The sequence below is a fragment of the Streptomyces sp. A0958 genome, from assembly GCF_004795035.1.
GTDB lineage: Bacteria > Actinomycetota > Actinomycetes > Streptomycetales > Streptomycetaceae > Streptomyces.
The window spans coordinates 49,658-71,210 of record NZ_SSBK01000005.1 but is presented as its reverse complement, the minus strand read 5'-3'; the positions used below and the strand labels follow the sequence as shown (position 1 = coordinate 71,210).

The 21,553-nt window shown below is 72.9% G+C and carries 20 protein-coding genes, 1 tRNA gene and 4 pseudogenes; 8 read left to right on the top strand and 17 right to left on the bottom strand.

Translation table 11 applies throughout. The features are described 5' to 3' along the window. Positions 1–16: 16 nt before the first annotated feature. The gene (locus E6P78_RS07065) at positions 17–1,390 is read right to left on the bottom strand and encodes an extracellular solute-binding protein (protein WP_136202643.1); all 1,374 of its coding nucleotides are present in this window, start codon (positions 1,388–1,390) and stop codon (positions 17–19) included. A gap of 266 nt (positions 1,391–1,656) precedes the next feature. Between E6P78_RS07065 and E6P78_RS07060 the strand changes: the two genes are divergently transcribed. After that, entirely contained in the window at positions 1,657–2,730 is a 1,074-nt protein-coding gene (locus E6P78_RS07060; RefSeq protein WP_136202642.1) for a LacI family DNA-binding transcriptional regulator, read from the top strand. A gap of 298 nt (positions 2,731–3,028) precedes the next feature. Here E6P78_RS07060 and E6P78_RS33275 read toward each other — a convergent pair. The 4 genes and pseudogenes from E6P78_RS33275 to E6P78_RS33005 form a co-directional block, all read right to left on the bottom strand. Continuing rightward, positions 3,029–3,523 (bottom strand): annotated as a pseudogene (locus E6P78_RS33275) (deoxyribose-phosphate aldolase); the annotation flags it as partial. A 37-nt stretch (positions 3,524–3,560) separates the two neighbouring features. Beyond that, positions 3,561–4,495 (bottom strand): annotated as a pseudogene (gene iolC, locus E6P78_RS07045) (5-dehydro-2-deoxygluconokinase); the annotation flags it as partial. 3 nt (positions 4,496–4,498) lie between these two features. Then, positions 4,499–5,413 carry a TIM barrel protein gene (locus tag E6P78_RS07040; protein WP_136202641.1) on the bottom strand — a complete coding sequence of 305 codons (915 nt, stop codon included), beginning with the start codon at positions 5,411–5,413 and terminating at the stop codon, positions 4,499–4,501. Positions 5,414–5,660: 247 nt separating this feature from the next. Continuing rightward, complete coding sequence (locus E6P78_RS33005) at positions 5,661–5,846, bottom strand: hypothetical protein (protein ID WP_206307756.1); 186 nt, start codon at positions 5,844–5,846, stop codon at positions 5,661–5,663. Position 5,847: 1 nt separating this feature from the next. Between E6P78_RS33005 and E6P78_RS07030 the strand changes: the two are divergent. After that, positions 5,848–6,084 (top strand): annotated as a pseudogene (locus tag E6P78_RS07030) (dehydrogenase); the annotation flags it as partial. Positions 6,085–6,175: 91 nt separating this feature from the next. Here E6P78_RS07030 and E6P78_RS07025 read toward each other — a convergent pair. After that, positions 6,176–6,249, bottom strand: a tRNA-Pro gene (locus E6P78_RS07025). A 126-nt stretch (positions 6,250–6,375) separates the two neighbouring features. Here E6P78_RS07025 and E6P78_RS07020 point away from each other — a divergent pair. Together E6P78_RS07020 and E6P78_RS07015 are read left to right on the top strand one after the other, a co-directional pair. Then, a complete protein-coding gene (locus tag E6P78_RS07020; protein ID WP_136202640.1) occupies positions 6,376–7,077 on the top strand; it encodes a transketolase in 702 nt (233 codons plus the stop codon). Between the two features lie 48 nt (positions 7,078–7,125). Next, positions 7,126–8,028 carry a transketolase gene (locus E6P78_RS07015; protein ID WP_136202639.1) on the top strand — a complete coding sequence of 301 codons (903 nt, stop codon included), beginning with the start codon at positions 7,126–7,128 and terminating at the stop codon, positions 8,026–8,028. Positions 8,029–8,044: 16 nt separating this feature from the next. On the opposite strand, the gene E6P78_RS07010 is transcribed toward E6P78_RS07015, so the two are convergent. Continuing rightward, positions 8,045–8,992, bottom strand: coding sequence for an NAD-dependent epimerase/dehydratase family protein (locus tag E6P78_RS07010; protein ID WP_136202638.1), 948 nt, complete (start codon positions 8,990–8,992; stop codon positions 8,045–8,047). Between the two features lie 130 nt (positions 8,993–9,122). Here E6P78_RS07010 and E6P78_RS07005 point away from each other — a divergent pair, with 130 nt between their 5' ends. Continuing rightward, positions 9,123–9,842: a TetR/AcrR family transcriptional regulator gene (locus E6P78_RS07005; RefSeq protein ID WP_136202637.1), complete on the top strand. Its 720-nt coding sequence runs from the start codon at positions 9,123–9,125 to the stop codon at positions 9,840–9,842. Positions 9,843–10,367: 525 nt separating this feature from the next. Here the strand turns inward: E6P78_RS07005 and E6P78_RS06995 are convergent. The 8 genes and pseudogenes from E6P78_RS06995 to E6P78_RS06960 all read right to left on the bottom strand — a co-directional run bounded on the left by E6P78_RS06995 (position 10,368) and on the right by E6P78_RS06960 (position 16,842). Next, positions 10,368–10,958: a GAF domain-containing protein gene (locus tag E6P78_RS06995; protein WP_136202636.1), complete on the bottom strand. Its 591-nt coding sequence runs from the start codon at positions 10,956–10,958 to the stop codon at positions 10,368–10,370. After that, the gene (locus E6P78_RS06990; RefSeq protein WP_240799092.1) at positions 10,955–11,689 is read right to left on the bottom strand and encodes an ATP/GTP-binding protein; all 735 of its coding nucleotides are present in this window, start codon (positions 11,687–11,689) and stop codon (positions 10,955–10,957) included. The genes E6P78_RS06995 and E6P78_RS06990 overlap by 4 nt, the downstream gene beginning before the upstream one ends. Then, on the bottom strand, positions 11,667–12,038 hold the full coding sequence (locus tag E6P78_RS06985) for a DUF742 domain-containing protein (RefSeq protein WP_206307743.1): 372 nt from the start codon (positions 12,036–12,038) through the stop codon (positions 11,667–11,669). Before E6P78_RS06985 ends, E6P78_RS06990 begins: the two co-directional genes overlap by 23 nt. Before the next feature lie 2 nt (positions 12,039–12,040). After that, positions 12,041–12,475 (bottom strand): roadblock/LC7 domain-containing protein, encoded by a 435-nt coding sequence (locus E6P78_RS06980; protein ID WP_136202634.1) that lies wholly within the window; start codon positions 12,473–12,475, stop codon positions 12,041–12,043. Between the two features lie 7 nt (positions 12,476–12,482). Beyond that, a complete protein-coding gene (locus E6P78_RS06975; RefSeq protein ID WP_240799091.1) occupies positions 12,483–14,384 on the bottom strand; it encodes an ATP-binding protein in 1,902 nt (633 codons plus the stop codon). A 321-nt stretch (positions 14,385–14,705) separates the two neighbouring features. Next, a pseudogene (locus E6P78_RS33270) lies at positions 14,706–14,923 on the bottom strand (transcriptional regulator); the annotation flags it as partial. Positions 14,924–15,027: 104 nt separating this feature from the next. Then, positions 15,028–16,302 carry an MBL fold metallo-hydrolase gene (locus tag E6P78_RS06965; RefSeq protein WP_136202633.1) on the bottom strand — a complete coding sequence of 425 codons (1,275 nt, stop codon included), beginning with the start codon at positions 16,300–16,302 and terminating at the stop codon, positions 15,028–15,030. A gap of 99 nt (positions 16,303–16,401) precedes the next feature. Continuing rightward, positions 16,402–16,842: a PPOX class F420-dependent oxidoreductase gene (locus tag E6P78_RS06960; RefSeq protein ID WP_136202632.1), complete on the bottom strand. Its 441-nt coding sequence runs from the start codon at positions 16,840–16,842 to the stop codon at positions 16,402–16,404. A 209-nt stretch (positions 16,843–17,051) separates the two neighbouring features. On the opposite strand from E6P78_RS06960, the gene E6P78_RS06955 reads away from it, so the two are divergent. After that, positions 17,052–18,260 (top strand): Glu/Leu/Phe/Val dehydrogenase dimerization domain-containing protein, encoded by a 1,209-nt coding sequence (locus E6P78_RS06955; protein WP_136202631.1) that lies wholly within the window; start codon positions 17,052–17,054, stop codon positions 18,258–18,260. Between the two features lie 100 nt (positions 18,261–18,360). Further along, complete coding sequence (locus tag E6P78_RS06950) at positions 18,361–18,951, top strand: TetR/AcrR family transcriptional regulator (RefSeq protein ID WP_136202861.1); 591 nt, start codon at positions 18,361–18,363, stop codon at positions 18,949–18,951. A gap of 54 nt (positions 18,952–19,005) precedes the next feature. Here E6P78_RS06950 and E6P78_RS06945 read toward each other — a convergent pair whose 3' ends face one another. Both E6P78_RS06945 and E6P78_RS06940 read right to left on the bottom strand, forming a co-directional pair. Further along, positions 19,006–20,007, bottom strand: coding sequence for a DUF6745 domain-containing protein (locus E6P78_RS06945; protein ID WP_136202630.1), 1,002 nt, complete (start codon positions 20,005–20,007; stop codon positions 19,006–19,008). 92 nt (positions 20,008–20,099) lie between these two features. Then, complete coding sequence (locus tag E6P78_RS06940) at positions 20,100–20,426, bottom strand: hypothetical protein (protein ID WP_136202629.1); 327 nt, start codon at positions 20,424–20,426, stop codon at positions 20,100–20,102. 176 nt (positions 20,427–20,602) lie between these two features. Here E6P78_RS06940 and E6P78_RS06935 point away from each other — a divergent pair, with 176 nt between their 5' ends. Further along, positions 20,603–21,550, top strand: a complete 948-nt coding sequence (locus E6P78_RS06935; protein ID WP_136202628.1) for an STM4015 family protein — start codon at positions 20,603–20,605, stop codon at positions 21,548–21,550. The last annotated feature ends 3 nt before the right edge of the window (positions 21,551–21,553 follow it).

The following is a 21,553-nucleotide window of genomic DNA, read 5'->3' as shown; positions in this document are numbered from 1 at the left end:
GCTCCTTCGGCTGTCGTCAGGCGACCGGGTTGGGCTGGCGCAGCAGGGTGTCCGCTTCACGGACCATCTGCCGTACCGCCTTTTCGGCGGAGGTGTTGCCCAGCAGCGCCGACTGGAGCGGCTGGCACATGCGGTTCTGGAAGTTGCCGCCGGCTCCGGCGAACCAGTTCGGCGGGTCGAGTACGGCGATCTCGCCCGCGGCCGCGTAGGACGACTGGGGGTCGAGCTTCGCGTACTCGGGGCGGGCCTGCACCGGCAGGTAGGCCGGGATGTGGCCCGCGCTCGCCCAGGTCAGGCTCTGCTTGACGATCTCGGCGATGTACCGGTGGGCCTCGCGGCGCCGGGCGGGGTCGGGGTCGTCCTGATGCGGCAGCACGAAGCTGTGCGAGTCGGCGTAGACGGCCGGCCGCGCGAAGACCTGCGGGAAGGGGGCCGCCCCCAGGTGCTTGATGCCGGACTTCCGGAACGTCGGCAGTTCCCATTCCCCTGCCATGATCATGCCGCCCCGGCCATCCATGAAGGCGGCCATCGCGCCGTTGTAGTCGAGGTTGTTGGGGTTCGTACGGCCGTCGAAGAGCTGCTTCATGAAGGTCACGACCTTCACCGCGGCGTCGATGTCGATCTTCGGCGGGCCGCCGTCGGGCAGGGTGAAGGAGGCGCCGGTCTGGGCGTACAGCGCCGCGAACTGGCGCCAGCTCTGGGCGGTGTCGGTGACGTGTCCGAACAGGACGCCGGACTTGCCCGTGATCTCGGCGAGTTTCTTCCCGGCGTCCAGGAACGCTTCGGGCGAGCCCATCGGCGCCAGGTGGCCGGACGAGTCGAGCAGGCCGGCCTTGTCGGCCGCGTCCTTGTCGTAGAAGACGATGAAGGGGTGAACGTCCAGCGGGATCGCGTAGACCGTGTCCCGGTGCTGGGCGCGCTTCCACACGGCGGGGGCGAAGTCCTTCTCGCCCACGCCGAATTCGGCGAGGAGATCCAGGTCGAGGGGGTCGAGCAGGCCGCCGGGGGCGTATCCGGCCAGGCGCGACAGGTGCAGCACGGCGACGTCGGAGGCCCGGCCGCCGGCCGCCGACATGGCGAGTTTCGTGTAGTACGACGGGCCCCAGTCCAGGATCGTCCGGTCCACGTCGAAACCCTCGGTGCCCCGGGAGACGGCCGCGATCATCTCGTCCATCAGCATGCCGTCGCCGCCCTGGAAGAGGTCCCATACCTTCAGCGCGGAGGCCTCACCGGCGCGGGCCGGCGAGGCGCAGCCGGTCAGCGGGCCCGCCGCCAGCAGCGCGGCCGCTCCGGCCGTCCCGTAACGCAGCAGCCCGCGGCGGCCGATGCCGGGCGACCGGTCCGGGTCCCAGGCGCCGGGCAGCCCGCGGGCGGGAGGTGCAGAGTTCATCACTGACCTTTCGACGGCCGGACGACGTGCCCGGCCGACGGCAGGCGCCATCGGCACGGCAGCCGTCGGCCGCCCGTGCACATCGGGGTGATCCGCGCCGGTCACCCGGTGCGGTGACCTGTTTTTACATCGATGTACATTGGCTGTAAAGAGCTGGGTCATCACCTGTGCCGGATGCGCGCCCCTTCCGTCGCTCCCCGGCCGTCCCCGGTCCGCCGGAGGACACCACATAGACTCGGCGCGGACCGAGGGCGGGGAGGTTGCGGGTGGCACGGCCGAGGATCAAGGACGTCGCACGGCATGCGGGGGTGTCGGAGAAGACGGTCTCCAACGTGCTCAACGACTACGTGCACGTGTCCGACCGGACGCGGCGGGTGGTGCAGGAGGCCATCGACCACCTCGGCTACCGCATCAATCTCGCCGGCCGGCATCTGCGCAGCGGTCGCACCGGCATCATCGCCCTGGTGGTGCCGGAACTCGACGTCCCGTACTTCGCGGAGCTGGCCCGCCACGTCGTCCGGGAGGCCGAAAAACGCTCCCTGACCGTGCTGATCCACCAGTCCGGCGGCGACCGGGAACGGGAGAAGGCGGCGCTGGCCGGCTTCGGCTCCGACTTCGTGGACGGCGTCATCCTCAGCCCGCTCGCCCTCGCGCCGGAGGACCTGTGCGCCCACACCGGGCCGCCGCCGACCGTCCTGCTGGGCGAGCTGCTCACCGAGGGCGCGGACCATGTGGCGATCGACAACGAACGCGCGGCCCGCGAGGCCACCGAGCACCTGCTCGCCCTGGGCCGCCGGCGCATCCTCACCGTCGGCGGGCGGGACGACGGCCGCGTCGGCACCGCTCAGGCCCGCACCCGCGGCTTCCGCCTCGCGCTGGCCGGGGCGGGCCTCGCGTACGACCCGGCGTCCCTGCTGCCGGTGGAGGCGTTCCACATGGGCGACGGGGCCGACGCCGTGCGCCGGGTGCTGGCCGAGGGGGTCCGGCCGGACGCTTTGCTGTGCCTCAACGACCAGTTGGCGCTGGGGGCGTTGCGCGCGCTGCACGGTTACGGGGCACGGGTGCCCGAGGACGTGGCCGTGATCGGCTTCGACGACGTGGAGGGCGGCCGGTTCAGCGTGCCGTCACTGAGCACGGTCGCCCCGGACAAGGAGGCGGTGGCCCGGGTCGCGGTGGACCTGCTCCTGCGCCGCATCGACGAGGCCACGCGCCCGGAGCCCCGCCCGGACGAGGCGGGCGGCCCCCCTTCCGCGGTGCGCCCGCAGGACCGCGTCGTGGCGCACCGGCTCGTCCTGCGCGAGAGCACGGAGGGGGCGGCGCGGCGCGACGGGGGGTGGTGAGCGGGCGGGGCGACGCGGGGCCCCGGGATGTGGGCCGAACGCCTGGGGGACGGCCGCCGGGCCGCTCCGCCGTCGTTGGTGCAGATCGCCCTGCCGTTGCCGTACGGGTTGGCGTTGATGAGCGCCAGGCCCTCGTCGTAGGACGGCACGCGGACCACACTGAGCACGGGGCCGAAGGTCTCGTCGGTGTAGAGCGGCATCTCGGCACCGACGTGGTCGAAGAGCGTCGAGGCCAGGAAGAAGCCGTCTCCGTCGGCGTCGAACGCGCCGTCACGATCATGGCCATGAGGTTGTGCTCGGCGAGGCTCGTGACGGCGGCGGCGGTCGCCTGGAGGGTGGCCACGGTGCCGGCGGCGTCGAGGCAGATCCGGGTGAGTGTCTTGCCGCCCTCCAGTCCGTGCGCGGCGATCGCCTCGGCGGTGTAGGCGGTGAACCGGTCGTCGAACTCGAAGGACGCGCCCTGGAGACCGCCTCGGTTCATCGATCCGATGGCTACCCGGTCCTCCAGGGCTCCCATCAGCAGCAGGTCGTCGAGCAGGTCGGGGGTGCCGAGCACGCCGTCCACGCCGGGGCGTGACAGAGCGGTCGCCAGGCGGTCGAGCAGCGCGGTGCGGCTCGCCATGGCCACCTCGTCGCCGCGCGCGCCCAGGGCTCCGTGGGCGGGGTGGTCGGCCGCGACAATGAGCAGGCGGCCGTCCTCGCAGGTCGGCGGGCGGCGGGAGCGTTTCTGCCAGGACCGTTCGATGCGGCCTGGCTCGCGGGCCCGGATCTCGGTCAGGTGTGCGGCGTCCATCATGCGGCCCTTCGGCGTGGGCCAGCGACCGGGGCTCGAGGACGGCCTGTACCTCGGCCGTGGTCGGCATGGCGGTGGAACAGGCCAGGCGGGAGGCGACGATGGCGCCCGCGATGTCGGCGCATTCGATGACGCGGCGCAGCTCCCAGCCGCTGAGCAGGCCGTGGACGAGCGCGCCTCCGAACGCGTCGCCCGCGCCGAGGCCGTTGACGACCTCGACGGGGAACGGCGCGACCTCCACCCGTTCGTCCGGGGTGGCTGCCAGGACACCGCCCGGGCCCATTTTGACGACGGCGAGTTCGAGGCCGCGTGCGAGCAGGGCGTCGGCCGCCCGCTGCGGGTCCGTCTCGCCGACCGCGATCTCGCACTCCTCCCGGTTTCCGACGGCGACGGTGACGTGGTCGAGGGCGCGGTCGAGCTGGTGGCGGGCTTCCTCGGCCCCGGTCCAGAACATCGGCCGGTAGTCGAGGTCGAGGACCGTGCGGTGGCGCCGGCCGCGGGCCTGCCAGGCGGCGAAGTGAGCTGCCCGGCTGGGCTCGGCGGACAGGCCGGTGACGGTCGCCCAGAAGACCGCTGCTTCGCGGATGTCCTCCATGGGCAGTGCGGCGGGGTCGATCATGAGGTCGGGTGCGGCGGCGTATCGGTGGAAGTAGAGCGGGAAGTCGTCGGGCGGGAAGACCTCGCAGAAGGTGACCGAGGTGGGCGGTCCGTCCGGCGTCGTGAGGGGGTGATGAACGTGGCGTCCACGCCGAGGCGGGTGGCCTCCTGCTGGACGTACCGGCCGAAGGGGTCACGGCCGACGCGGGTGATCAGGGCGGCGTCGCGGCCGTGGCGGGCCGCGGCGACGGCGACGTTGGTGGCGCTCCCGCCGAGGAACTTGTCGAATCTGCGCACCTGTTCGAGGCCGACGCCGTGGTCGAGCGGGTGGATGTCGACGCCGGTCCTTCCGATGGCGACGAGCTCGTGGGCCATGGATCAGCCCTCCACGGTGTCTGCGGCGGGCCCGTTGGCGAGGGAGCGGAGGTGGGCGACCGAGGCGAGGACGTCGTCCAGGGGGTCAGCGCCGCCGTCCTCGCCGGGTGCGACCCGCAGGATGGTGTCCTGTTCGAGCACGTACCATCCGGCGTATCCGTCCGCCTCGAGCATCCGGACGATCCCGGCGATGTCGACGTCACCGGCGCCCAGGGGGACGTACATGCCCTCGGCGACGGCCTCGGTGTACGTCGTGCGGCCGGCCCGTACACGGTCGGCGAGGTCGAGGCGTACGTCCTTGAGGTGCACGTGGGCGATGCGGCCGGGCCGGCGGGCGGCGAGAGAGTGGGGGTCGCCGCCGCCGATGAGCAGGTGGCCGGTGTCCAGACACAGTCCGATGCCCGACCCGTCGAGTACCCGCTCCGTCTCCTGGCCCGACTCGACCATCGTCCCCACGTGGGGGTGCAGGGTCGCCAGGACGCCCGCGCCGGCCGCGGCGGCGGAGATCCGGTCGAGGTTGGCCAGGAGGACGGACCACCCCGCCGCGTCGAGTGCCGGCCGGTCGTCGTAGCCGTCGGCCCCGGTCCCCGCCGCGACGACGACCGTGCGGGCGTCGGCTGCCAGGAGACCGGTCAGGGCCGCCTCGACCTCGGGGAGCGGGTCGTGGTCCGGGTCGTGGAGGACGACCGGTACGAACTGACCGACGGCGCTCAGGCCGTGCGAGGCGAGTGTCGCGGCCTTCGCCTCGGGGGCGTCGGGCAGGAATCCTTCCGGTCCGAACTCGGTGGCCGTGAGTCCGGCCTCGCGCATCTGCCGCAGGACCAGGTCCGGGTCGAGTTGGTGTCCCCAGCCCGGGACCTCGCAGACTCCCCAGGAGATGGGTGCTCCCGCGATGCGCTGGGTAAGTGGTGTGGTCACGGCCTGCCTCCCTCGGCGACGTGTACGGCATGGGCCAACCTCATCGGCATGCCGTGCCTCTTCTCTGCCTGTCGTGGGTGTACCCGGGCAGGTGCCCGGCTCTCGTGATCGAGCCTGCCCTCTCAAGTGGTGACCTGTCAACCTATTGTCCTGACATACTGACTGATGGGTTTCTACTTGTCCGCAGGGGGCGTTCGGCTGCCGTCGGAGCGGCCCGTGGGCCGCGTACGGCGGCGGGAAGCGGCGTTCAGTCGACCTCGTCCTGCCTCAGTGTCACCTCGGTGATCCCCTCGCGCTCGGAGAGGCGAGGCACCAGCTCGTCCTGCGCCCCGTTGCCGCGGGCCAGCTCCACGAGCCGGCGGCACGGCCCCGAGTCGCCGGTGTACGTCAGCGAGCCTCCGTCGGCCTCGACCCGCACGGCGTACGTCTCCACCGAGTGGCTCCGCTGGGTGACCGGCCGCGAGATCACCGAGGCCTACGCGACCGGCGCCAACCGCGGCGAGGAGTTCTTCGCCGCCGCCCAGGACGTCGACACCGCCGTCTCCGTACTCACCCTGGACGACGGCACCCTGGCCACCTGCACCGCCACCCGCTACAACGGCGCCGCCTACGACGTACGCCTGGAGGTCTGTGGTTCCGAGGGAACCCTCGTCGCCGGCCTGACCGAGCAGGCGAGGACGAGTGAGCTCGTAAGACCCCGAAAACGATCAGGGCCGGTTTCGGATTTCTCCGAAACCGGCCCTGATCTGCGACTGTCTCCAGTCGGGACGACAGGATTTGAACCTGCGACCCCTTGACCCCCAGTCAAGTGCGCTACCAAGCTGCGCCACGTCCCGATGCCCGCCTGACCTGGGGTTTCCCCTGGCCGAACGCGCATGAGAACAATACCGCACTTCATCGGGTGGTCACGAACGCCTTCCGGTGTTTGACCTCAACCCAGCTTGATGTACAACGCTGGCTCCATGACACAGACGACTGCCCTTCCGGGGCCCGCCTACCGCGATCTGCCCCGGCTGATGAGCCTCATGACCGGCGACGAGAAGCACGGGCCCGCCGCCACCTCGACCCTGGACGCCCTGTGGGTGCTGTACGACCGGGTACTGCGGGTGACGCCGGAGACCGTGGACGATCCGGGGCGGGACCGCTTCCTGCTGTCCAAGGGGCACGGGCCGATGGCGTACTACGCGGTGCTCGCCGCGCACGGATTCTTCGGCGAGGAGTTGCTGCCCGACTTCGGAGCGTACGACTCGCCGCTCGGGCACCACCCCGACCGGGTGCTCGTGCCGGGAGCCGAGATCGGCAGCGGGTCGCTGGGGCACGGGCTGCCGCTGGCCGTCGGCAGCGCGCTGGGGCTGCGCGCCCAGGGGCTGACCGGGCCGCGGGTGTGGGTGCTCACCGGGGACGCCGAGCTGGACGAGGGCAGCAGTCACGAGGCCATCGCCTTCGCCGGACCGGCCGGGCTGGAGCAGCTGCACACCGTGGTGATCGACAACGCGTCGGCGTCCTACGGCCGCCCCGGGGGCATCGCCGACCGGTTCGCGACGGCGGGCTGGTCGGTCGGTTCCGTGGACGGGCGGGACCACGAGGCGCTGTACGCGGCCTTCACCGCACCGCACCCCGGCCGACCCCGGGCCGTCGTCGCCCGCGTCGCCCCCAAGCACTGAGCGCACCCCGAGCTGCGGATCGCACACAAGAGGAAGAGAAAGCCCTCCATGGACACCATGCGTGACCGTTTCATCGCCACCACTACGCGCCTGCTCGACGAGGACCCCCGCCTGGCGCTCGTGCTGGCGGAGATCAGCCGGGACGGCTTCGTCCGGGCCGAGCGGGACCATCCGGACCGGGTCGTCAACGTCGGCATCCGGGAGCAGTTGCTCATCGGGGCCGGGGCCGGCATGGCCCTCACCGGCATGCGGCCGATCGTGCACACCTTCGCGAGCTTCCTGGTCGAGCGGCCGTTCGAGCAGGTGAAGCTGGACTTCGGGCACCAGGGGGTCGGCGGGGTGCTGGTGAGCGCGGGCGGCTCGTACGACTGGCCGGCCGGCGGGTTCACGCACATGGCGCCGGGGGACGTGGCGCTCATGGACACGCTGGACGGCTGGACGGTGCACGTGCCGGGTCACCCCGACGAGGCCGAGACCCTGCTGCGGGAGGCCGCCGCCGGGGAGGGTCGGGTCTACGTGCGGCTCTCGTTGCAGTCGAACCGGGCGGCGCGTCCGGTCGGCGGGGCGGGCGGGTTCAGCACGGTGCGTGAGGGCGCGGGCGGGGTGGTCGTCGCCGTCGGGCCGATGCTCGACAACGTCCTGGCCGCCACCCAGGGGCTCGATGTCACCGTGCTCTACGCGACCACGGTGCGCCCGTTCGACGGGGAGGGCCTGCGCCGGGCGGTGGGTGACCGGCCGGCCGCCGATGTGGTGGTCGTCGAGCCCTACCTGGCGGGCACGTCCACGGCGGCGGCCAACGACGCGCTGGCCGCGCTCCCCCACCGGATTCTGGGACTCGGCGTGGCGCGCGAGGAGCTGCGCAGGTACGGGCGGATGGACGAGCACCTCGCCGCCCGCGGCCTGGACCCGCACAGACTTTGCGAGCGGATCGGCGGGTTCCTGGGCCGTTAGACCAGCGCCCGGCGGCTCAGTGGGCGGCGAGCAGTTCTCCGTACCACGCGAGCGTGGCGTCGATGGTGGCCGGCATCGGGTTCGGGACCAGGCCGTACGCCTTCTCGATGGCCGAGGAGTCGACGATCTGCGCCTCGGTGTGCTGGTAGAACATTTCGGCGTACTCCGCCATGAACACCTCGTCGAACGGGCCGAACGGGCGCGGCTGGGCGACGACGGTCAGGTTCAGGGGGCGGCCGACGCGCTCCGCCACCAGGCCCAGGATGTGGCGGGTGGTGAGCGCGGGCGCCGTGGGCAGGTGCCAGACGCGGCCGTCCCCGTCCGGGTTCTCGCCGAGCGTCGCGAGCCCCGCCGCCACGTCGCCGATGTACGTGTAGCTGTGCGGCAGGTCGATGTCGCCGAACGCCGGGACCTCTCCTCCGGTCAGCGCGGCCGGGAAGACCGCCCCGCCGAGGGTGGAGTTGAGGACGCCGGGGCCGACGAAGTCGGCCGACCGGCCCAGCACGACGCGCAGCCGGCCCTCGTCGTGGGCGGCGAGGTAGCGGGTGTCGAGCTCCGCGCGCATGCGGCCCTTGCGGGTGGTCGCGTTCCACGGGGTGTCCTCGGTCATCACCGCGCCGTGCGTCTCGCCGTACGGGTAGAGCGTGTCGAGGACGACGAGCCGTGCGCCGACCGCTTCGGCCGCCGCGAGGACGGACCGCTGGATGCGCGGCATGACCTCGACCTGGAGGTGATAGCCGACGTTCACGCAGTGGTAGGCGACCGTCGCCCCGTCGAGCGCGGCCCGCGCTCCGTCGGCGGTGGACACGTCGGCGGCGAACCGCTGGACACCTGCCGGGGCGCCGCCACCTCCCGTCCGGTCCACCAGGCGGACCTGGTGGCCCCGGCGGGCGAGCTCCGCGGCGAGCGCGGTGCCGGCGGGGCCGGCGCCGAGGACTGCGTGGAGATCACGTGCTGCGGTCATGAGGACTCCCGTGGTTGCTGGTGACTACCCATCGCTTCTGTTATTGACCATAACTCTTGCGATGACTCATCACAAGAGCCGTTGTTAGACTCCGTAACTGAAGTGAGCTTGCCTAGCGAGAGGGCCGGGAATGGCTGAGGCGCAGCAGGGGCCGCGGGCCCGGTACCGGGAGCAGACCCGGGCGGAGATCAAGGAAGTGGCGCTGCGGCAGCTCGCCGACGGTGGTGTGGCGGCGCTCGCGCTCACGCGGATCGCCAGGGAGATGGGCCTGTCGGGCCCCGCCCTCTACCGCTACTTCGCCAGCCGCGACGACCTGCTGAGCGCCCTGATCCGGGACGCGTACGACGACGCCGCCGCGGCCATCGGCGTGGCGGCGGCCACGGCGGAGGACCGGGCCCCGCGCGAGCGGCTGCACGTGCTGGCGGCGGCGTACCGCGACTGGGCGATCGCCGAGCCGCACCGCTACCTGCTGATCCAGGGCTCCCCGGTGCCGGGATATGTGGCCCCCGCCGACACACTCGAGCGCGCCCGTGCCGTGCTCGGGCCGTTCCTGCCGGTGTTCGCGGGCGGGTCGCCCGGGGCGGGTGTGGCATCGGTGGTGGACCGGATGGCGGCGTGGCTGGAGACAGACGCCGGCGTGGGCTCCTGGGTGGCCGGGTACGCGCCGGACGCCGCTGGTGACGGCGGGGCGTCGGCCGGTGCGCTGGCCGGCGTGCTGCTGGCGTGGGCGCAGTTGCACGGGGCGGTGGGCCTGGAGGTGGCGGGGCAGTTCGCGGGCATGGGCCACGACGGCAAGACCCTGCTGGCCGCCCAGACCGGCATGCTGGCGGACGCCTTCGGTCTGGAGTGAGCCGCCCGTGACGCACGTACCGCGCCCGGTCGTCGGACCGGGCGCGGCGGGTGTCCAGTGCTACTGAGCAGCGGGTGTCAGGGGTGGATGAGCACCTGGGACAGGGCCACTCGGCCGGTGCCGGACGTCACGATCCTCACCGTGCGGGTCCGGCTGTCCAGGTTCACGACGGTGGGGCGCAGCGCCTTGCCGCTGACGTGGACGGTGGAGCCGTCGGTGACGATGTCGAAGTCGGCGGTGGTGGAGGAGGCGTCGTTCCATACCTCGACCTGCCGGATGTGCCGTACGGCTCCGAGGTCCGCCTGCCACCAGGCGCCTGCCTCGGACAGGGTGCGGGTGTCGGTGTTGGTGTCGGCGTCCAGGGCGAGAGCGGCGGTGGCCGTACCGTCGGTCGATGACTGGGTGGCCGTGCCGGTGCGGGCCAGGTCGGTGCGCAGCTGCTCGACCGCGCCGCCGTGCGCGCCGGGCTGGCCTTCCTGGACGGCCGCACGGTCGAGGTGTGAGGGAGGGGCCGGGGCGCGGGCGTCAGAGCCCGAAGGCGTTGTTGTCCTCCCTCCGGTGGAGGTGGCCGACGAGCTCCTGCGCCAGGGACTTGATGGTGTCGAGCCCGGCCCTGCCCCACGGGCGGGGAACGGTGTCCACGGCACAGACGGCCCCCAGCGCGATGCCCGTGCGGTCGATCAGCGGCGCCCCCAGATAGGAGCGGATGCCTATGTCGTCCACGACCGGGTTGCCGGCGAACCTCGGGTAGTCGCAGACGTCCTCCAGGACCAGCGCCCTGCGCCGGACGACGACGTGCGGGCAGTAGCCGTGGTCGAGGGCCACGTATCGGCCGCTGCGACCGCTGCCCGCCGCCGTGGCGCCCAGGTCCGAACCCTTGCGGGTGCCGGCGGGGGTGTGCAGCCCCGCGTAGAACTGGCGGTTCCCGTCGATGAAGTTGACCATCGAGAACGGCACGTCCGTCTGTTCGGCCACCCGGTCGGCGAAGGCGTCGAAGTTGTCGAACGAGGCGTCGGCCCGCTCCCCGAGGCCGAGGCTGCGCAGCCGCTGTGTGCGGACGGGCGCCTCGCTGTCGACGGGGGTGAGCAGCAGCCGCCCGGCGGCGTGCGGGATCACGGCCGGACCCCGAGGCCGGCGTGGCCGGGGAGCGGCGCGGCCTCGTCGGTGGCGTTGATGAGGTGCTGGACCAGGGTGACGAGCGTGCCGGTGCCGGAGCTGGCGATACGGGCGTCGCACAGGACGACCGGCACCTCGGGGGCCAGGTCGAGCGCGGCCCGCACCTCCTCGGGGCCGTAGCGGAAGGCGCCGTCGAACTCGTTGACGGCGACGATGAATCCGATGCCGCGCCGTTCGAAGAAGTCGACGGCCGCGAAGCACTCCTCCAGTCTGCGGGTGTCGGCGATCACCACCGCGCCCAGTGCGCCCTGCGAGAGTTCGTCCCACATGAACCAGAAGCGTTCCTGGCCCGGTGTGCCGAACAGGTAGAGCACGTGCTGTTCGTCCAGCGTGATGCGGCCGAAGTCCATCGCCACGGTGGTGGAGGTCTTGGACTCGACGCCCTCCAGGCTGTCGGTCGCCGCACTGGCCTGCGTCAGCAGCTCCTCGGTGCTCAGGGGCGCGATTTCGCTGACCGCCCCGACGAACGTCGTCTTGCCGACGCCGAACCCGCCCGCCACCAGCACCTTGAGCGCGACGGGGAAGCCCTCGGGGGCGGCGGGGGCTTCGCTGTACCCGGACGTCACGGTGTCGTGCGCGTACCCGTTGCCGGGGGCGCCGTCCGCGTAGCCGTAGCCGTAACCGGAGCCGTCCGGGTAGCCGTAGCCGTCAGAGCTGTCGTCGTAAGCCATCGAGCACTGCCTCCAGCAGATGTCGGTCGGTGGGCGTGTCATGGAAGGCGGGCGGGTGCGCGGTGACGGCGCCGCAGTCGACCAGGTCCGAGAGGAGCACCTTGGTCACGACGGCGGGCAGCCTCAGATGTGCGGCGATCTCGGCCACCGATGTGGGTCCGTCGCACAGTCCCAGCGCGACCGAGTGCTCGGGGCCGAGGTGTGTCTGCGGAACGGTCCCTGTGGCCATCACCAGGGACAGCAGGTCGAGCACGGCCGTGGGACGGGTACGGCCGTTGCTCACCGTGTAGGGGCGGATGAGGCGGCCCGCCGCGTCGTCGAGCAGCGGCCCGTCCTGGGTGACCGCCACGCTCACAGCCCCGCGGCGCCCGGCATCCCGGCCGCCTGTCTCACCGGGGTCATGAGATAGGGCCGGACGCTCTTGACCAGCATGGCCATCTCGTAGCCGAGCACGGCGGCGTCGGCGTTGCGTCCGGCGAGCACGGCCAGACACGTCCCGGAGCCGGCGGTGGCGACGAAGAGGAGCGTCGAGTCGAGCTCCACGACCACCTGGCGGACCTCCCCGTTGTCCCCGAACCTGGCTCCGGCGCTGCGGCCCAGTGAGTACAGGCCGGCCGCCAGTGCCGCCATGTGGTCGGCACTGTCGGCGTCCATGCCGTGGAGGGATTTCACCAGCCCGTCGGCGGAGAGCAGGACGGCGCTGCGGGTGTACGGCACGCGCTGTACCAGGCCGCTCAGCAGCCAGTCGAGGTCCGAGACCTGACCGGACGGCATATCGGTCGCCATGGTGCATCTACTCCTTGGTGGGGTTCGCTGTGAGTGGGTCGTGGTCGCCGGGGTACGCCCCGGCGCCATGCAGTTGCGCGGGTGCGGCCGCGCCCCGGACGGGGAGCGGCTGGGGCGGTGCCCCCACCTGCGCGGCCGTCGTGGTCCGGGTGGCACCGGCCGGCGCCTCCGGTACGGGTTCCGGCTCGGCCTCGGACTCGGCCCGGGCCTCGGCGAGGTCGATGCCGCGCCGGAAGGCGGCCACGAGCCCGGGGTCGTGGAGGACGGGCTCGTCCTCGGGCCTCGGGACGGGGGCCTGTCTGAGCTGCGGGACCAGGTGTTCCTGGTTGGCGCGTTTGGGCAGCTGGGGCCGGTCCGTGGTGCCGCGGACCACCTCGGTCTCCGGGCCGTCGTCCGCCCGGGGGTCGGCCGCCGGCGGGACCTGGGCGGCGGTGGCGGGCCGGTCCGCGCGTTCGCCGCGCAGGGGAAGCGGCGGGGCCTCTTCCTGGCGGCGCGTCTGCTGCGGGGGCCGGTGCGGCCGCGGCTGCTGGCTGGGGACGTACGGCCGGCGCTCCGGCTCGGGAACGGGCGCCTGAGCCGGGTCGCGGGGTGCGACGGTGTCCTCCTGGGGCGGCGGGCGGTGTACGGGCCCAGGGGGCGGGACGGGCGGGGCGGCGGTGGAGCCGGAGGTGTCCTCGTCGGCGCCGAGGAGGGTCTGCGGCAGCACGAGTACGGCTTGGGTGCCGCCGTAGATGTTGCTCTGGAGCCGAACGGCGATGCCGTGCCGCCGGGCCAGCGAGGCCACCACGAACAGCCCGATCCGGCCGTCCTGGAGGAGGCGGGCGACATTGACCTGGTCGGGGTCGGTGAGCAGGGCGTTCATCCGCTTCTGCTCGTCCCCCGGCATGCCGAGCCCGCGGTCCTCCACCTCCAGGGCGAGCCCGGCGGTGACGTGCTGGGCGCGGAGCAGCACCTGGGTCTGCGGGGCGGAGAAGACGGTGGCGTTCTCCACGAGTTCGGCCAGCAGGTGGATGACGTCGGCCACGGCGTGCCCGCGCAGGGTGCCGTCGATCGGGGGCACGAGCTTGACCCGCGGATACTGCTCGACCTCGGCGATCGCCGAGCGCATCACCTCGGTCATGGTGACCGGGTTGCTCCACTGGCGGCGGGAGACGGCGCCGCCGAGCACGGCGAGGTTCTCGGCGTGGCGGCGGATGCGGGTGGCCAGGTGGTCGACGTGGAAGAGGCCCTTGAGCAGGTCCGGGTCCTCGACCTCGTGCTCCAGCTCGTCGAGCAGCTGGATCTCGCGGTGCACGAGCGACTGGAGGCGGCGGGCGAGATTGACGAAGACCTCGACCTTCTGGTCCTCGCCGCTGTGCTCGGAGAGCCGGGAGGCGTGCACGACGGCGGCCACGGCCGCTTCCTGCTGGCGGCCGAGCTCCTGGGCGAGCAGTTCGAAGGGGTCGCCGCCGGGGGCGGGATGCTGCGGGGAGCGCCTGACGGGTACGGGCTCGCCGTTGCGCAGCTGCTCCACCACCCGTTGCAGGTCGGCCTGGCCCTGGGCGCTGGTCCGGCGCAGCGCGAGGCAGCGGCCGAGGACCGTGGTGGCGGCCCGGTTGGCGGCCAGGAAGGCGGCGAGGATCGCGGCGAGGGCGAGCGCGCCGGCGGCGCCCAGCGCGATCCAGAGTTCCGTGGACGGCCGGGCGTGGCCCGCGCGGGCGGTGAAGATGACGGCCGCGGCGCCGGCGAGGGCGACGGCGAGGGCCGGCAGCACGGCGGTGCGCAGGAGTTGAGGGCGTATGCGCGCCTCGGGGGACGGCCGGGCGGCGCGCGGTCTGGCCGCGGCCGAGTGGGAACGGGCACCCGGTCGGCCGTGCCGCCCGCCCTCTCGTCGTTCCGGTCGCGCGTCGGGTGCGCGAAGTTGAGACATCAGCGTCCTCGGTACGTGGAGCCCCAGGAATCTGCATTCATGTGGTGGCACCTACGGTGGTCGGTCGTTCTCGGGGTCATCGGCCGGGCAGGCCCGGAGAATATGAGCCCACCGTTGATCACCGGACACACACGGTAGTCGCCAGGTGCGAGGGCGCGAGGGGCAGTTGTGGAACTTGCCCGCCATCCGTCCCGCTCTGGTATGAGTGCTCGCACGGGCGACCGATTCCCCCGGGCTCGATTCCGGGTCGATGGCGCGCGACGGGCGGTGCCGTGACATGAGCGAGCCCCCTCGACGGCGGTCGAGGGGGCGTGCCGACCGGAAGTCCGGCGAGTAGCCGCGCGGAGGCAGCGGCGGGAGAGGAGGGGCGTGCTCCCGGAGAGCCGGGGCCGCACCCAGCACCGCCAGGCGCCGGACTCCCTCTAGCCGTCACGTCGTTGGAGGGTCTGGACGCTGTTGCTGATCTCCCAGAGAAAGTCCGGCCCGGGAGCCACCCGAACCCGCGTGAGGTCGTCGGAGGCGAAGTGCACCCCCAGCATCGGCGCTTCCCCTGAGGACGTGACCGTCTCCTGGGCGGAGCCCGTGCTCGCGTCCGTGCCCGGCGTACGCCCCGCCCTCCCCGTCCGGGGCGTACGCCCGGTCCTCAGGCCTGGGGCGCCCGGTCGCGGTCCCGGTCCAGATCCAGGTCGGGGGCGGTGGTGTCCGCCGCGTCGGGGAGCTGTACGTGGACCGGGGGCCAGTTGCCCCAGCCGGGCGCCGGCTCAGCGGCCACCGCACGCCACCACGGCTCGACGGGCGGCGGATCGGCGGGCTCGAACGGCTGGCCGGGCCGCGGGGACGCCATCGTCACGCCGACTGACCGGGTGGCGCGCATCGACCACTCGGCGGGCTCGGCCCAGGGGTGCAGCGCGAGGTTGAACGTGCCCCAGTGGATCGGCAGCATGACCCCCGCCGTGGGGTCGTCGCCCTGGAGATCGAGGTGGGCCCGCACGCCCTCGTCGGGGCTCATGTGGATGTCCGGCCACGCGCCGGGCTCCGGCATGCTGTCCGTGCGGTCCTTGGGCCAGAACTGGCTGTACGCCCCGATCTGGATCATGGTGGCGTCGAACGGCCCGTGCTCGGCTCCGATGGTCCTGAAGCCGGAGAAGTACCCGGTGTCACCGCTGTGGTAGATCCGGTGCTCGGGGCCGGCGACCGCCCACGAAGCCCAGAGGGTGTGCTGCTGGTTGCGCAGACCGCGCCCGCAGAAGTGGCGGGCTGGGGTGGCGGTGAGATTGATCCCGGCGACCGTCGCCGTCTCGTTCCAGTCGAGCTCGCGGAGCCGATCGGGTGCGACGCCCCAGCTCTCCAGGTGCGCGCCGACCCCGAGCGGGACCGCGAAGACCGTGTCCGTACGGGCCAGGGCGCGGATCGTGGGGAGGTCGAGGTGGTCGTAGTGGTCGTGCGAGATCACCACCACGTCGACCGGGCCGAGGGCGCCGAGCGGCAGGGGCGCGGGGTGCAGGCGCTTGGGCCCGGCGAACGCGAAGGGGGAACAGCGCTCACCCCAGACCGGGTCGAACAGGACGCGCCGCCCGTCGATCTCGGCGAGCACGCTGGAATGCCCCATCCAGGTGATCCGCAGGCCGGAGGCGGGGGGCTCGGCCAGGTCGGCCAGGGTCGTGGCGTGCACGGGCACGGTGCCGGCGGGCGACCTGAGCACCCGCTCCTCCTTGCGGAAGTAGACCCTGGCGAACTCCAGCGCGGAGCCGGAGGGTCTGATGCGCGCCCCGGCCGGGTTCTGGAAGACACCGTCGGCGAAGTTGGGCGAACGGCGGATGCGCTCCATCCGGGCGCCGTCCGGGTCGGCCCCGAAGGCAGCGGGGCGCAGCGCACGCAGCCGGGTGCGGAGCGGAAGCCTGTTGTCAGCGCCGGTCACAAAATCTCCTGAGGGAGTCGGTGTCGTCTCATTATGGACAGGGGGTACGACAGTGCGAGAGCAGAACAGCCAAGGGGATGGTGTTCCGCGAATCCCGCCTTACCCACGTTGCTGTCCGTACACATGCTCGACATGGAGTCGCAGGACTACGCGCCGGTCCCTGACCATGGCCGCGCGGTAGTCGTCCCAGTCGGGATGCTCGCCCTGCACGTCGCGGTAGAGGCGGATCAGCTCCTCCACGACGGCGTCCCCGGGGTCGGCGGCCGGCGGGGTCAGCTCGGCGGTGCCGTCCGCGACGGTCCAGGCCCAGCGGTCCTGGGTGGTGACGTGGTAGCTCGCCCGGGGGTCCCGGCGCAGGTTCCGCGTCTTCGCGCGGCCCTCGGTGACCGAGACCCGGACGATGCGCTCGTCGGGATAGTAGAAGTGGTTGACATTGGACAGCTGGGGCCTGCCGTCCTTCTTGAGTGTGACCAGGACGCCGCCGTCGCTCTCACTGAAGAGCCGGAGCAGCGCCTCCTGTCGTGTGTCGAATCCAGTCATGCCGAATCCAACGAGCGGGCCTCCCGCAGGATTCCGCATCCGGCACGCCGTCCCGCCCGCCTTCTGCCCCGCCGCCGTCCGCCGGCGCATTCCGGCCACCGGGCGGTGCGGCGGCGGACGCCGCGTTGACAGGGGCGCCCGGCATCCTGATACTGACCGACGGTTCAGTAATAGGGCCGCCCGCCGACAGTGACCGAGGAGCACTCCCGATGACGACGCCCCCGGTGTCCCCGCCCGCCCCGCTCATCTCGCTGACCTGGACCGACCACGCCACCGGCCGTCAGGGTCACCTCGTCGTCGACCGGCTGGTGCGCGGGGTGTCCAGCGGCGGGCTGCGGATGCGGCCGGGCTGCACGCTGGACGAGGTGACGGGGCTGGCCCGGGGCATGACGATGAAGGAAGCCCTGCATTTCGACGCGGACCGCACCGGGGCCCGCTACATACCGCTCGGCGGCGCCAAGGGCGGCATCGACTGCGACCCCCGCGACCCGGCGGCTTACGGCGTCCTGGTCCGCTACCTGCGGGCGATGCGCCCGTACATCGAGAACATCTGGACCACCGGAGAGGACCTGGGCCTCAGCCAGGACCTGGTGGACCGCGCGGCGGCGGAAGCGGGCCTCGTCTCCACCGTTCAGGCCGTCTACCCGCTGCTGGAGGACGAGGCCGCGGCCCGCCGGCGGCTGGCCGACGCCTTCGCCGTCGAGGTGGACGGCATCGGCCTGGACGAACTGGCCGGCGGCTGCGGCGTCGCCGAGGCGGCGCTCGCCGCGCTGGACCGCGACGGTGTCGCTTACGGCGACGCGCGGGTGGCGCTCCAGGGCCTGGGGACGATGGGCGGGGCGACCGCCCGGTTCCTGTCCCGCGCCGGGCTCAGGGTGGTCGCGGTCGCCGACATCAAGGGCACGATCGCGAACCCGGCCGGGCTCGACGTCGAGGCGCTGCTCGCCGCCCGGGACGGGCACGGCACGGTGGACCGGGGGGTGCTGCGCGCCGGCGACCGGGAGCTGCCGGCCGACGCCTGGCTCGTCCAGGACGCGGAGGTGCTCGTGCCCGCCGCCGTCTCCTACGCCGTGGACGCCGCGAACCAGGCCGGCATCACGGCCCGCTGGGTGGTCGAGGCCGCCAATATGCCGGTGCTGCCCGAGGCCGAGGCCCTGCTCGCCGAGCGCGGGATCACCGTGCTGCCCGACGTGGTGGCCAACTCCGCCACCAACGCCTGGTGGTGGTGGACCCTGTTCGGCGACATCGGCGCCGACGCGGACGAGGCGTTCGCCCACATCCGGCGCTCGATGCGGGCCCTGGTCGGCCTGGTCCTGGCCCGTGCGGAGGCGGACGACCGCACCCCCCGGGCAGCGGCACACGCGGTGGCCGCCGACCGGCTGCCGGTGATGGCCGAACGCTTCGGCTGGTACCGCTGACCCCGGGGCCGCAGAGCCCGGGACCACGGAACCGGCCCGCGCATCGGGCGCCCGGACTGGCATTGGTTAGGGTGACGCCGTGGCAAGAGTGCGGTTGGGTGTGGCGGAGCGGCGCGAGGAACTGCTGCGCGCTGCCGTCGAACAGATCGAGGTGCGGGGTGTCGCGGCCGTGCGCATCGCGGACGTGGCGTCCGTGCTCGGCGTGAGCAACGCACTCGTGCTCTATCACTTCTCCACCAAGGAGAAACTGGTCGCGGCCGCCTTCGCACACGCCGCCGAGATCGATCTCGCCCATCTGCGCAAGCTGTTGAGCCGCCGCACGACCGCCGTACGCAGGCTGCGCGCGGCCGTCCGCTGGTACGCGCCGACGGGCCAGGCCAAGGGCTGGCGGCTGTGGATCGAGGGCTGGGCGGCCTCCCTCCGCGACCCGGCGCTGCGCAACGTGGCCGGCGATCTCGACCAGCAGTGGAAGGCCGAGCTGGCCGAGGTCATCGAGGAGGGCGCGGCGGCGGGCGAATTCCACTGCGACGACCCGATGTCCGTGGCCTGGCGGCTGACCGCCCTGTTGGACGGGCTCGCGGTGCAGATGATGTCGTACGCGGGTCCGCTGTCCCGGGCCACCATGCTGGAGTGGACCGAGCAGGCGCTCGCCCGCGAACTGGGCATCGACCACGAGGCCCTGACGGCCTGACGGCCCCTGCTCCTCGGCGTGGCACGCGCGGCGGCCCCTCTCTTCCGGGCGCGGTCAGGTCTGCCGCAGCGGTGCGTAGGTCTCGCTCTGCAGCCCGAAGGTCCAGGCGACGCCCGCCCTGGCGGTCCTGGTGGTGGGCGGCACCCGCAGCCAGTACGTGCGGTGGGTTCCGTCCGGCTCGGGTGTCGAGTTGACCACCTCCACCATGACGACGTCCTCGTCACCGGCGAGCGCTATCCGCCAGAGGATGCCCGTCTCGTCCCGGTGGACCGGTTCGGCGCCCGACTCGGTGAGGTAGCGGTCGTACCCGTAGAACTCCAGCATCACGCGGCGCAGCTCCGCGTTCTCCTCGGTGCGGATGCGCCGGGGCGTCAGCGCGGTCAGTTCGTCGAGGAAGGCCGGCGGGACGGGCATGCCGCGCCAGGCGTACAGGGCGAAGCCGTCGGGGTAGGAGAGCGCCGGTCCGTCGCCCCGGTCCAGCCGGCCCGCCTCGTCGCGCCGCAGGACCTCAGGGCGTTCACTGATCACGACGACGCGCTCGTAGGGCCACCACCAGCCGGCGTTGCGCGCCACCGCCGCCAGTCCGTCGAGCCGGTCGCCCCGGCCGTCGAACGCGGCGAGCCAGGCCGCGTCGTGCTGCCCGAGGACCGCGTCGAGCAGGAGGAGCCGCACCCGGGACTCCGCGTCCGGGTCCCCGCCGAGGTCGGCCACCACACCGGCCCGTATCCGTTCGGCGAGGCCGGCCGTGGTCTCCCACAGCTGGGCGCCGGTGGCGGACCAGAGGGCGGACCAGCCGGCCGGGCCCAGCGCGTCGTACATACGGCGCCGTTCCTCCGCCCAGGGGCGGGTCCGCACCTCGTCGCGGACGGAGCGCCCCGCGTCGGTCAGCTTCGCCACGGTCTCGACGGCCGCTCTGGGCGAGTCGGCCCAGATGAATTGCTCCGGATCGGCGAGTCCCGCACCGCGATAGGCGAGCCGCACCCCGTCCTCGGCCGCCGCCCGGTCCGCCGCGCCGGTCGCCGTCGCCACGGCCCGCCAAGAGTCCACGTACTGCATCGGTTTCCCCGTCTCTGTTCCGCTCTGATCGCGCACATCGGTCGTGCGTTTCCTTCTGCCGCGCGCCCGGCCGTCCCGCCGGTGAGGCCCGCTCAGTCCGCGACGATGCGGACCGCCCCCGGCGCGTACTCCCGCTGGCGGACCACGCGGAACCAGCCCTGGGGCAGCGGGATCGTCGCGTGCTCCTCGTGCACCACGCGTCCGCCCTCGGGGAGGTGGAGCAGCATCGGGCCGAAGACCCCGCTCTCCCGGATCAGCCGTCCGGGGCCGGGCACGGCGTGCGCGTGTCCGGTCACCTCGCCGAGTGCGAGCACGAGCCGGCCCCGCGCGTCGCGCAGTTCGCCCGGCGCCTCCAGGAGGTGCGCGGGCACCGCCGACTCCTCCAGCCCCACGATCAGCACATCGCCCTGCCGGTACACAGACCTCTCCCCTCCGCGGCGGCACCCGCTGTGCCGGCCACAGGAAAGACGCTACGGCGGGGGTCTGACAATCGGCCGCCGAGCCGTCACGGGCAGGGGCCGGTCGGCCCGTTGTCAGTGGGCCTTGATAGACCTTGCGAACACCGAACCGTCGCCGTCATCAGGAGCTCAGGGCCATGTCCGTGGACCACCTGCACGAGTTGCTCGGCCTCCCGGCCGTCGATTTCCAGTCCGGGACGGACGGCGGCCCCCGGCCTGCTGCCGGTGCCGCCGCCTGGCGGGTCTCGATCGACGCGTACGAGGACGAGGGCACCTGGGAGGAGGAGTTCAACGCCTTCCTGGACGAGGTCGATCCCTCGGGTGTCCGTGCGCTGATCATCGGGCAGTGGGGCGAGTCGTACGAGGAGAAGTCGTCCTATCCGATCGGTCTCGTCATCGCCGCCGCCGACCGGCTGACCTCCCTGGAGGCGGTGTTCGTCGGGGATCTGACGATGGAGGAGGCGGAGATCTCCTGGATCGAGCAGAGTGACGTCACACAATTGCTCAGCGCCTTCCCCGCGCTGGTGGAGCTGGGGGTGCGCGGCGGGTCCGAGCTCGTCTTCCCGGCCACGCGGCACGAGCGTCTGCGGTCGCTCACCATCGAGACGGGCGGACTGCCGGTGCAGGTGGTGCGCGGGGTGCTGGACAGCGAGCTGCCGGCGCTGGAGCGACTCGACCTGTGGCTCGGCGTCTCGGCCTACGGGGGCGACGCGGAGGTGGCGGACCTCGCGCCGCTGCTGTCCGGTACGCGTTTCCCGGCCCTGCGCCATCTCGGCCTGCGCAACAGCGAGATGCAGAACGAGATCGCGGCCGCCGTCGCCTCTGCCCCGCTTGTGGCGCGGCTGCGCACCCTGGACCTGTCCTGCGGGACGCTCGGCGACGAGGGCGCGGCCGCGCTGCTGGAGGGGCAGCCGCTGACCCATCTCGCCGTCCTCGACCTGCACCACCACTTCCTCACCGAGCCGATGGGGCAGCGGGTCGCCCAGGCGCTGGAGCCGCACGGGGTGCGGGTGGACCTGTCGGAACGCTGCGAACCGTGGGGCGACCGCGGGGCCGCGGGCCGGTACGTCACGGTCTCGGAGTGAGGA

Bases quoted from the DNA above. Each gene is read 5' to 3' on its own strand.
- E6P78_RS07065 (WP_136202643.1), bottom strand. From the start codon at position 1,390: ATGAACTCTGCACCTCCCGCCCGCGGGCTGCCCGGCGCCTGGGACCCG.
- E6P78_RS07020 (WP_136202640.1), top strand. From the start codon at position 6,376: ATGACACAGACGACTGCCCTTCCGGGGCCCGCCTACCGCGATCTGCCC.
- E6P78_RS07015 (WP_136202639.1), top strand. From the start codon at position 7,126: ATGGACACCATGCGTGACCGTTTCATCGCCACCACTACGCGCCTGCTC.
- E6P78_RS07010 (WP_136202638.1), bottom strand. From the start codon at position 8,992: ATGACCGCAGCACGTGATCTCCACGCAGTCCTCGGCGCCGGCCCCGCC.
- E6P78_RS07005 (WP_136202637.1), top strand. From the start codon at position 9,123: ATGGCTGAGGCGCAGCAGGGGCCGCGGGCCCGGTACCGGGAGCAGACC.
- E6P78_RS06990 (WP_240799092.1), bottom strand. From the start codon at position 11,689: ATGGCTTACGACGACAGCTCTGACGGCTACGGCTACCCGGACGGCTCC.
- E6P78_RS06980 (WP_136202634.1), bottom strand. From the start codon at position 12,475: ATGGCGACCGATATGCCGTCCGGTCAGGTCTCGGACCTCGACTGGCTG.
- E6P78_RS06975 (WP_240799091.1), bottom strand. From the start codon at position 14,384: ATGTCTCAACTTCGCGCACCCGACGCGCGACCGGAACGACGAGAGGGC.
- E6P78_RS06960 (WP_136202632.1), bottom strand. From the start codon at position 16,842: ATGACTGGATTCGACACACGACAGGAGGCGCTGCTCCGGCTCTTCAGT.
- E6P78_RS06955 (WP_136202631.1), top strand. From the start codon at position 17,052: ATGACGACGCCCCCGGTGTCCCCGCCCGCCCCGCTCATCTCGCTGACC.
- E6P78_RS06945 (WP_136202630.1), bottom strand. From the start codon at position 20,007: ATGCAGTACGTGGACTCTTGGCGGGCCGTGGCGACGGCGACCGGCGCG.
- E6P78_RS06935 (WP_136202628.1), top strand. From the start codon at position 20,603: ATGTCCGTGGACCACCTGCACGAGTTGCTCGGCCTCCCGGCCGTCGAT.